Source organism: Haloferax sp. Q22 (assembly GCF_001482285.1).
Taxonomy (GTDB): domain Archaea; phylum Halobacteriota; class Halobacteria; order Halobacteriales; family Haloferacaceae; genus Haloferax.
The window spans coordinates 83,564-91,412 of the sequence record NZ_LOEP01000021.1 but is presented as its reverse complement, the minus strand read 5'-3'; the positions used below and the strand labels follow the sequence as shown (position 1 = coordinate 91,412).

Sequence of the window (7,849 nt, the reverse complement as noted above, 5' to 3'; positions counted from 1 at the left end):
GTCGCTCGTCGCCGGTCCCTCGGTCGCCCGGACCGCGACGCTGGCGCTCCCGCTGGCCGTCGGCTACGCGCTCGGCGTCGCCAGCGCCCGCGGTCGGTTCCGCCTCGGCGCGACGGTCTCGGCGCTCGCGTTCGCCGTCCCCGCGTGGTCGTACTTCCCGCCGGCCGCGGAGGCCGCCGGCTTCCAGCTGGGAACCGTCGGTCTCGCGCTCGGGTTCGCAGTCGCCGCGACGCTCTTTTCGCTTCCGTTCGCGGCCATCGGCTACGCGACCACGCGCACCGCGGACGCGAGGCGACAGGTGGGAGCCAGCCCCGCCGCGAGCGCCGTAGAACAGTAGCTTCGAGGTTCGCGTCTCGCGTTCCGTTCTAGAGGTCGAGCGGGCCGGCCTTCAGATACTCGCGCATCACGGCCGTCGCGTACGAGCCGTGGGGGAGCGCGAAGTCGAAGACGAGGTCATCAGCGTCGCCAGCGCCGTCGGCGTCGTCGCGCTCGCGGTCCACGTCGAGGTCGGTGCGGACGAGAATCGCCCGGCGCGTCCCGGTCGACCGGAAGTTGCCGGGGAGGTCGAAGTCGCCCGGTTCGAGGTCGAGGTCGTCGAGGACGGCGCGCTCGATGTCGCCCTGTTCGCCCTCGGCGAGTTCGGTGTCGGTGCCGACGAGCGGGGCCGTGACGAACGCGCGGCCGCGTTCGATGTGGCGGCTCATGACCTCGACGCGGCGGCCCGTCGCGGTCTGGAGCCGGCTCACGTCGGGGAGTTCCAGTCCCTCGGGCGCGTCGCGGTCGGCGAAGCAGACCACGTCGCCCTCGACGGGTTCGTCGAACGGGAGGCCGCGGTCGAGGCGCTCCGAGAGCATCCGGTTGAACGCGTAGGACTGCGCGGCGTTGACGAACAGTCGCTGGAGGTTCGACGGGACCGATTCGAGCGCGTTGCGCCAGTCCTCGTCGGTCTCCGCGCCGTCCTCGGCGAGTCGGTGGAGCATGCCGCGCTCGTAGCCGAGGTAGCCCGGAATCCGGTCGAGCGCGCGGTGCCAGTCGGGGTCGGCCGACGCGGCCTCCTCGTCGACGACGGCGCGGCCTTCTTGGGTCTCCTCGGGTTCGTCCTCGGTCGGCCCGCCGCAGTACGCCAACACGGCCTCGCGCCACTCGCCGCGGACGACGTGGAGGCCGACTTTGTGGGTGATGGGGCGGATGCTGCCGAACCGCTGGTGCCCGAAGAAGTTCGGGACGCCCACGCGGTCCTCGCGGCCACCGAACTCGGCGAGCGCGTCGGTGACGGCCGCGGCGTTGTCGGGGTTCTCGGGGTCGCGGACGCGGATTCGGAAGCCGTTGCCCGCGAGGTCGCCGAAGTTCAGCGTGCGGCCGAGGCGACCGACGACCTCGATGTCGGCGTTCGGAATCTCGGGCACGTCGTCGGCGTCGCCGCCGTTGACCGTGAACAGCTGGGTGGTCACGGCGTGTTTGTCCTTCGTGCCGGCCCACGAGACGCGCTCTCTGCTCGCGTCGAGTTCGTCCGAGAGCCGGCCCGCGAAGTCGTTGGTGTCCCAGCCGCGGAGGGTGACGCGGAGGACGAGGTTCGGGAAGTCGCCGGTCGGGGCGTCCGGCGGGCGGACGTTCAGCGAGTCGAGTTCGAGTTCGCGCACGCGGAAGTCCTCGGGGGCGACCCGAAGGCGGCCGCCGACGCCGTCGGCGTCGCTCACGTAGCTGTCGATACCGACCGCGCGTTCGAGCGGGTGTGCCTCGCGCATCAGTACAGCGAGAGGTCGCCGGTCACGCGGTCGACCGATTCGTCGTCAGCGGGGCCGACGGCCAGCGCCGTCACCGTGCCGGGGTCGAGTTGCGTGTGCCCCGCGTCGCGGATGATGGCGTGGGGGATGCCCGCCCGCTCGGCCTTGTCGGCGAGTTTGAACAGTTCCGACTCGCCGTTGGCCTTGAGGACGACCTTCTTCTGTCCCTCGCCCTTCCAGCGCTTCCGGGTCTGCGAGTCGGTGTCCTCGTAGGCGGACAGCGAGGCGTGGGCGACCTGCGCGGCGAGCTTCCCCCGGCCCATGCCGAGGTCGGCGCGTGCGACGATGGCCTGTTTCATGCCCGCTACTCCCCGCCGACGCGGTAAATGTCCTCCCATCGCGGGCGTCGCGTTCGGGGCAGAAGACATTTCACTGATATCTCCGTGGTTCGACCGATGGCAGGTCCCCGAACGCCCCTCCGCAAGCCGCGCGAGTACTTCGCGTCGCGGCCGCGACCGCTCGACATCGGGCGGGCGCTCGCCGTCGTCGCGCTCGTGACGCTCGTCGTCGCGGCCGCCACCGGCGGCATCCTCGTCACGTTCACCCAACAGCTCGACCAGCAGGTCAGCGTCGATAACCCTGAACACGCCCCCGACTGGATGTGCGAAAACTACGAAGAGGGCGGCCCGTTCGCCGACATGGATGCGCCCGCGGGCTGCGACCCCTCGGTCCCCGAACAGCTCGACGAGCGCCTCGGCGACCTCGTCTGGCAGGAAATCTCGTGGGTCCCGTGGGCGATGCTCGTCGGCGTGCCGCTGTTCTGGCTCTTCGAAGGGGCGGTACTCCACCTCGGCACGTCGCTCGTCGGCGGCGAGGGCGGCTTCGCAGAGTCCCTGACGGTCGCCGCGTGGGGGATGGTCCCGAGTGCGGCCCGCGCCATCGCGCTCGCCGGCTACCTCGCCTACGCCCTCCCGCGAATCGACCTCCCGTCGACGCCCGAGGCCGCGGTCACCGCGATGCAGTCCGCGCTGTCCGGCTTCGGCCTCGTCAGCGGAGTCGTCGTGGTTATCACGGTCGCGTGGGCGACGTACGTCCGGACCTACGGGATGGCCCGCGCCCGCGACCTCGACGTCGAGTCGGCCGCGGTCGTCACCGTCGGCCTGAGCCTCGTCGGCCTCCTGTTCGAACTCCTCTGAGCGGCGTCGAAGCGGGGCGCTGTCGCCCGTCGAAAGGTGGATTTACTTGTCCGCGACGCGCTCCCTTCGAGTATGATACTTTCCGACTCGGACATCCTCGCTCGCCTCGCCGAGGGTGACCTCGTGGTCGACCCGATAGACGACGTGGACATGCAGGTCCAGCCCGCGAGCGTCGACCTCCGTCTCGGCACCGAATTCCTGGAGTTCCAGCGCACGAACATCTCCTGTATCCACCCGAACCGCGAGAGCGAGGTCTCCGAGTACGTCCGCGAGACGTACGTCCCGGAGGGCGACGACTTCATCCTCCACCCCGGCGACTTCGTCCTCGGCACGACCAAAGAGCGCGTGGAGATTCCCGCCGACCTGCTGGCGACCGTCGAGGGGCGGTCCTCGCTCGGCCGCCTCGCGGTCGTCATCCACGCCACTGCGGGCATCGTCGACCCCGGCTACGAGGGGCAAATCACGCTCGAACTGTCGAACCTCGGCACCGCGCCGGTCGCGCTCACCCCCGGCATGCGCATCTCCCAACTCGTGTTCACGGAGATGAAGTCGCCCGCGGACCGCCCTTACGGGGTCGAACGCGGCTCGAAGTATCAGGGTCAGCGCGGGCCGCAGGCGTCGCGGCTCAGTTCCGACCCCGAGTTCGGTGGCGACGAATGAAGTTCATCGAGGAAATCGTCGTGGACGCGTTCCTCCCGACGTTCCGCGCGCTCCTCGCGGAGGACCTCCGCGACCGCGGGTTCACCCAGTCCGAGGTCGCCGAGGCGCTCGGCATCAGCCAGAGCGCCGTCTCGAAGTACGCCCACAGCGAGGTCACCACGAACGAGCGGGTCGCCACCGACCCCCGCGTCGTTGACCTCGTCTCCCGCGTCGGCGACGGCCTCGCCACCGGCGACATGACGCCCGTGCAGGCGCTCGTTGAGGCCGAAGTCCTCATCCGCCAACTCGAAGAGGGCGACTTGCTGTCCGACCTCCACGAGGAGGAGATGCCCGAACTCGCCTCCCACGACGGCTTCCGGAGCATCCACGACCCCGAGGGCCGCCTTCGAACCGTCGAACAGGTCCGCTCGTCGGTCCGCCGCGGCCTCCGCATGCTCACGAACACCTCCGGCTTCGCGGGGCTCATCCCGAACGTTGGCTCCAACCTCGTAGAGTCGCTGCCGGACGCCGACAGCGTGGACGATATCGCCGCCATCCCCGGCCGCATCTTCGACGTGAAGGGGCAGGCGACCGTCCCCGGCGAACCCGAGTTCGGCGTCAGCGGCCACGTCGCGGGCGTCCTGCTTTCGGCCCGTGCCGCCGGTGCCGACGTGAACGCCGCGCTCAACATCGTCTACGACGCGGGCGTCATCGAAGACCTCGAAGCCGCGGGCTACGAGTGCATCGAGTTCGACCCGGACGCGCCGACCGACCCGGTCCGCGAACTCCTCACCGCCCGCGACCTCCCGGAGACGTTCGTCGTCTACCAGAGCGGCGGCTACGGCATCGAACCCATCACGTACATCCTCGGTCCCGACGCGCCCGCCGTCGCCGACGTGGTCCGCGTCCTGCTCTGAGGTCCGTCTTATGACCGAACAGTCCTCCTCTCGCTCTCGTTCCCGCTCTCCGTCGTCTGTCGCCCAGTCGTTCTACACCCGGTGGGCGACGCTGTACGACGCGCTCGCTCGTCGCGCGCCTGGTGTCGGGAGCGTCAGAACCGAAGCCGCCGACGCGCTCACGCTCGCCCCGGGCGAGACGGTCATCGAGATGGGCTGTGGGACGGGCGCGAACCTGCCGTACCTCGCCGAGCGCGTCGGTCCCGAGGGAACCGTCGTCGGCATCGATTTCTCTCCCGGCGTCCTCGACGTGGCCCGCGAGCGGACCCGTGAGTACCCGAACGTCCACCTCGTCCGCGCCGACGCGACCCGCCCGCCGGTCGCACCCGAACTCGATGAATCGCCGGACGCCGTCCTCGCCACCTTCGTCTCGGGGATGTTCGACGACTCCGCGGCCGTGGTTTCGTCGTGGGTCGACCTCGTCGGCTCCGGCGGGCGGCTCTGTCTCGTGGACCTCGCGGAGACGACCGACCGGCGCTGGCGACCGCTCAACCCGGTGTTTCGGGCGCTCGTCCGCGTCACCGCGCCACCGGGGTCGCGCACGATGCGCGCGTCGCCGACGAAGCTGCTGAACCGTCGGCTCGTCGCGGCCCACCGGGCGCTCGAATCGCGGTGTCGGGTGACCCACGAGACGACGCACGCACTCGGCTTCGCGCGGGTTCGTGCGGGCGTGGTTGAGTAAGAGCCGTTTCGAGCGCCGCGCTGTTGCTACTTCTGGGGAGTTTACGATACGTCGAAAACGGGTCGGGAGCGACCCGAAAAAGTGTCAGAGGCGTCGGGGGAGCCGACAATCGGACCGCAAGGGGGGCAGTCAGTCGTCGGCCGGGGCGGGACCGGAGATGCTCACCTCGGGCGCGTCGCGGCCGAGTTCGTCGAGACAGGACTGCGCCGCCTGTCGCCCGGACAGCAACATGGCACCGAACGTCGGCCCCATGCGCGGCAGGTGGTGCGCGGTGGCGACGGCCATCCCGGAGGCGACGACGCCGGGGTGGACGACACCCGTCGCGTCGACGATGCTGTCTTCGCTCTCAGAGACCCACATGGAGTCGTGGCCGGGCGAGTCATGGCCGGGCGCACCGTACTCGCCGTCGGCGGTCTTGTCCATGCCCGTATTGTGTTCCTTGGCGTGTTCGATGCCGTTCACGTCGAGGACGCCGCGCTCGGAGAGCTTCGAGAGGACGACCGCGTCGTGGCCCGTCGCGTCGAGGACGAGGTCGGACTCGACCGCGATAGGATCGACGCAGGTGAGTTCGCGCGGGAGCGCGTGGACTGGCGTCCAGTTCATGACGATGCCGCCGACGCGGTCGTCTTCGCGGAGGACGACGTCGGTGAACTCCGTCATGTTCTGGATTTTCGCGCCGGCGTCGCAGGCGGCCTTGATGAGCGCGGAACAGGCGTGCGGGCCGTCGGCGACGTACAGCCCCTCGGCCTCGTCGCTCTCCTCGTAGGGGACGCCGAGTTCGTCGAGGACGCGCTGGGCCGGGTCGCGGACGGTCACCTTGTTCATCAGGAAGCCGCCGAGCCAGAAGCCCCCGCCGAGGTAGTTGTTCTTCTCCACGATGGTCACGTCGACGCCGCGCTCGGCGAGTTCCTTGGCCGCGACGAGCCCGGAGGGGCCGCCGCCCACGACGATGACCTCCGTGTCGGTGCGCTCGCGGAACTCCTCCATCCACGAGTCGGAGATTGCGCGTGTGACCTGTGCTTCTGTCGCGTCGGTGAAGCCGTCGAACGACATATCACCTAGTGATACCACCTAGTAGTAAAACCTGTTGGTCGCTCTCACGGCGACCTAGGTATATCACGTTCTATTGTGTATATTACTGCCATGGCGTACGTAGTCAAGATGCCCAAACTGGGACTGGAGATGAAGTCAGGCGAACTCTCGGCGTGGCTCGTCTCGGAGGGCGACGAGGTCACCGAGGGCGAGCCAATCGCCGAAATCGAGTCGGAGAAGACGACGGCGGAGATAGACGCCAAGGAAGACGGCGTCCTGCGGCGCGTCGTCCTCGCGGAGGGCGAGTCGACAGCGCCCGGCGGCGCGATAGCCATCGTCGCCGGCGCGGACGAGGACATCTCCGGGTTGGAGGCGGATGCGGGCGTCGGTGAGGGCGGCGACGAACCCGCCGCGACTGACGACGCGGCGGCGGACTCTGGTGCGGCCGAGACGACCGAGACGGCGGCGGCGTCCGGTGGCGGAGACGCTTCGTCGGTCACGAAGCGACGGTCGAGCGGGTCTGACGGGCAGACGGGGAACGGCGAGGTCCGCGCGTCGCCGCGCGCGAAGCGGCTCGCGGACGACCTCGGTGTCGACCTCACAGCCGTCGAGGGCACCGGTCCGCAGGGGGCAATCACCGAGAGCGACGTGGAGGCCGCCGCGGACTCCGCGACGCCCGCCGAGACCGACGACGCCGGAACGACGGCCGCAGCGGCCGAAAAGCGCGTGTTCGCCCCGCCGAGCGCCCGTCGCCTCGCCCGCGAACTCGGCGTCGATATCGCGGCGGTCGAGGGCACGGGACAGAACGGCCGCATCACCGAATCCGACGTGCGGGCGGCGGGCGGCGCGAGCGCGGCGGCAACCGACTCCGCGGCCGCCGGCGACGACGCGACCGACGCGACCGCCGCAAGCGAACCGGTCGAAACGGAACGGCCGCTGTCGGGGATGCGCCGCACCATCGCCGACCGCCTCGGCGAGAGCTACCGCGAGGCGGTCCACGTCACGATCGACCGCCGTGCCGACGCGGAGGAACTGCTCGCCGCGGCGAACGCCGCCGACGACGCCCTCGGTGTGGACGTATCGATAACAGACGTGCTGCTCCTCGCCCTCTCGGCGTCGCTCGACGAACACCCCGCGTTCAACGCGACCTTCGAGGACGGCGTCCACAGGCTCCACGGGGAACACAACGTCTGCGTCGCGGTCGACATCGACGAGGGGCTCATCGCGCCGGTCGTCCGCGACGTGGCCTCCCTGTCGCTCGCCGAACTCGCCGAGACCCGCGCCGAGGTCACCCAGCGGGCGCTGTCGGGTGACTTCACGATGGACGACCTCTCCGGGGGCACGTTCACCGTCTCGAACCTCGGTGTCCTCGGCGTCGAGTCGTTCGACCCGATAATCAACCCGCCGCAGGTCGCCATCCTCGGCGTCAACACGATTCGCCGGGAGGCCGTGCCGACCGACGACGGCGACGTGGCCGTCCGGCGGGTTATCTCCTTTTCGCTGTCGTTCGACCACCGCATCGTCGATGGGGCGGACGCCGCCCGCATGCTCGGCACGCTCGTCGAACACGTCGAGAATCCGTGGTCGCTCGTCATCGCCGCCGGCGGGCGGTGAAAAAGG

The 7,849-nt window shown here is 70.0% G+C and carries 8 protein-coding genes and 1 pseudogene; 6 read left to right on the top strand and 3 right to left on the bottom strand.

The features are described from left to right. Window positions 1-337 (top strand): annotated as a pseudogene (locus AM590_RS09505) (hypothetical protein); the annotation flags it as partial. Between the two features lie 28 nt (window positions 338-365). Here the strand turns inward: AM590_RS09505 and truD are convergent. Beyond that, entirely contained in the window at window positions 366-1,745 is a 1,380-nt protein-coding gene (gene truD / locus AM590_RS09500) for a tRNA pseudouridine(13) synthase TruD (protein ID WP_058827267.1), read from the bottom strand. After that, the gene (gene pth2, locus AM590_RS09495) at window positions 1,745-2,083 is read right to left on the bottom strand and encodes a peptidyl-tRNA hydrolase Pth2 (protein ID WP_004972937.1); all 339 of its coding nucleotides are present in this window, start codon (window positions 2,081-2,083) and stop codon (window positions 1,745-1,747) included. The genes truD and pth2 overlap by 1 nt, the downstream gene beginning before the upstream one ends. Window positions 2,084-2,179: 96 nt before the next feature. Between pth2 and AM590_RS09490 the strand changes: the two genes are divergently transcribed. The 4 genes from AM590_RS09490 to AM590_RS09475 all read left to right on the top strand — a co-directional run bounded on the left by AM590_RS09490 (window position 2,180) and on the right by AM590_RS09475 (window position 5,197). Continuing rightward, window positions 2,180-2,920 (top strand): Yip1 family protein, encoded by a 741-nt coding sequence (locus AM590_RS09490; RefSeq protein WP_058827266.1) that lies wholly within the window; start codon window positions 2,180-2,182, stop codon window positions 2,918-2,920. A gap of 72 nt (window positions 2,921-2,992) precedes the next feature. Beyond that, window positions 2,993-3,580 (top strand): dCTP deaminase, encoded by a 588-nt coding sequence (dcd, locus tag AM590_RS09485; RefSeq protein WP_058827265.1) that lies wholly within the window; start codon window positions 2,993-2,995, stop codon window positions 3,578-3,580. After that, complete coding sequence (locus tag AM590_RS09480) at window positions 3,577-4,476, top strand: thiamine-phosphate synthase family protein (protein WP_058827264.1); 900 nt, start codon at window positions 3,577-3,579, stop codon at window positions 4,474-4,476. Before dcd ends, AM590_RS09480 begins: the two co-directional genes overlap by 4 nt. 10 nt (window positions 4,477-4,486) lie before the next feature. Then, window positions 4,487-5,197 carry a class I SAM-dependent methyltransferase gene (locus AM590_RS09475; protein WP_058827263.1) on the top strand — a complete coding sequence of 237 codons (711 nt, stop codon included), beginning with the start codon at window positions 4,487-4,489 and terminating at the stop codon, window positions 5,195-5,197. A gap of 129 nt (window positions 5,198-5,326) precedes the next feature. Here the strand turns inward: AM590_RS09475 and AM590_RS09470 are convergent, their stop codons facing one another. Next, window positions 5,327-6,250 (bottom strand): sulfide-dependent adenosine diphosphate thiazole synthase, encoded by a 924-nt coding sequence (locus AM590_RS09470; RefSeq protein ID WP_004065032.1) that lies wholly within the window; start codon window positions 6,248-6,250, stop codon window positions 5,327-5,329. A gap of 90 nt (window positions 6,251-6,340) precedes the next feature. Here AM590_RS09470 and AM590_RS09465 point away from each other — a divergent pair, with 90 nt between their 5' ends. After that, window positions 6,341-7,843: a dihydrolipoamide acetyltransferase family protein gene (locus tag AM590_RS09465; protein WP_058827262.1), complete on the top strand. Its 1,503-nt coding sequence runs from the start codon at window positions 6,341-6,343 to the stop codon at window positions 7,841-7,843. The last annotated feature ends 6 nt before the right edge of the window (window positions 7,844-7,849 follow it).

Excerpts from the sequence above, each read along its gene's own strand:
- AM590_RS09490 (WP_058827266.1), top strand. The coding sequence starts at position 2,180 with ATGGCAGGTCCCCGAACGCCCCTCCGCAAGCCGCGCGAGTACTTCGCG.
- truD (WP_058827267.1), bottom strand. The coding sequence starts at position 1,745 with ATGCGCGAGGCACACCCGCTCGAACGCGCGGTCGGTATCGACAGCTAC.
- dcd (WP_058827265.1), top strand. The coding sequence starts at position 2,993 with ATGATACTTTCCGACTCGGACATCCTCGCTCGCCTCGCCGAGGGTGAC.
- AM590_RS09480 (WP_058827264.1), top strand. The coding sequence starts at position 3,577 with ATGAAGTTCATCGAGGAAATCGTCGTGGACGCGTTCCTCCCGACGTTC.
- AM590_RS09470 (WP_004065032.1), bottom strand. The coding sequence starts at position 6,250 with ATGTCGTTCGACGGCTTCACCGACGCGACAGAAGCACAGGTCACACGC.
- pth2 (WP_004972937.1), bottom strand. The coding sequence starts at position 2,083 with ATGAAACAGGCCATCGTCGCACGCGCCGACCTCGGCATGGGCCGGGGG.
- AM590_RS09465 (WP_058827262.1), top strand. The coding sequence starts at position 6,341 with ATGGCGTACGTAGTCAAGATGCCCAAACTGGGACTGGAGATGAAGTCA.
- AM590_RS09475 (WP_058827263.1), top strand. The coding sequence starts at position 4,487 with ATGACCGAACAGTCCTCCTCTCGCTCTCGTTCCCGCTCTCCGTCGTCT.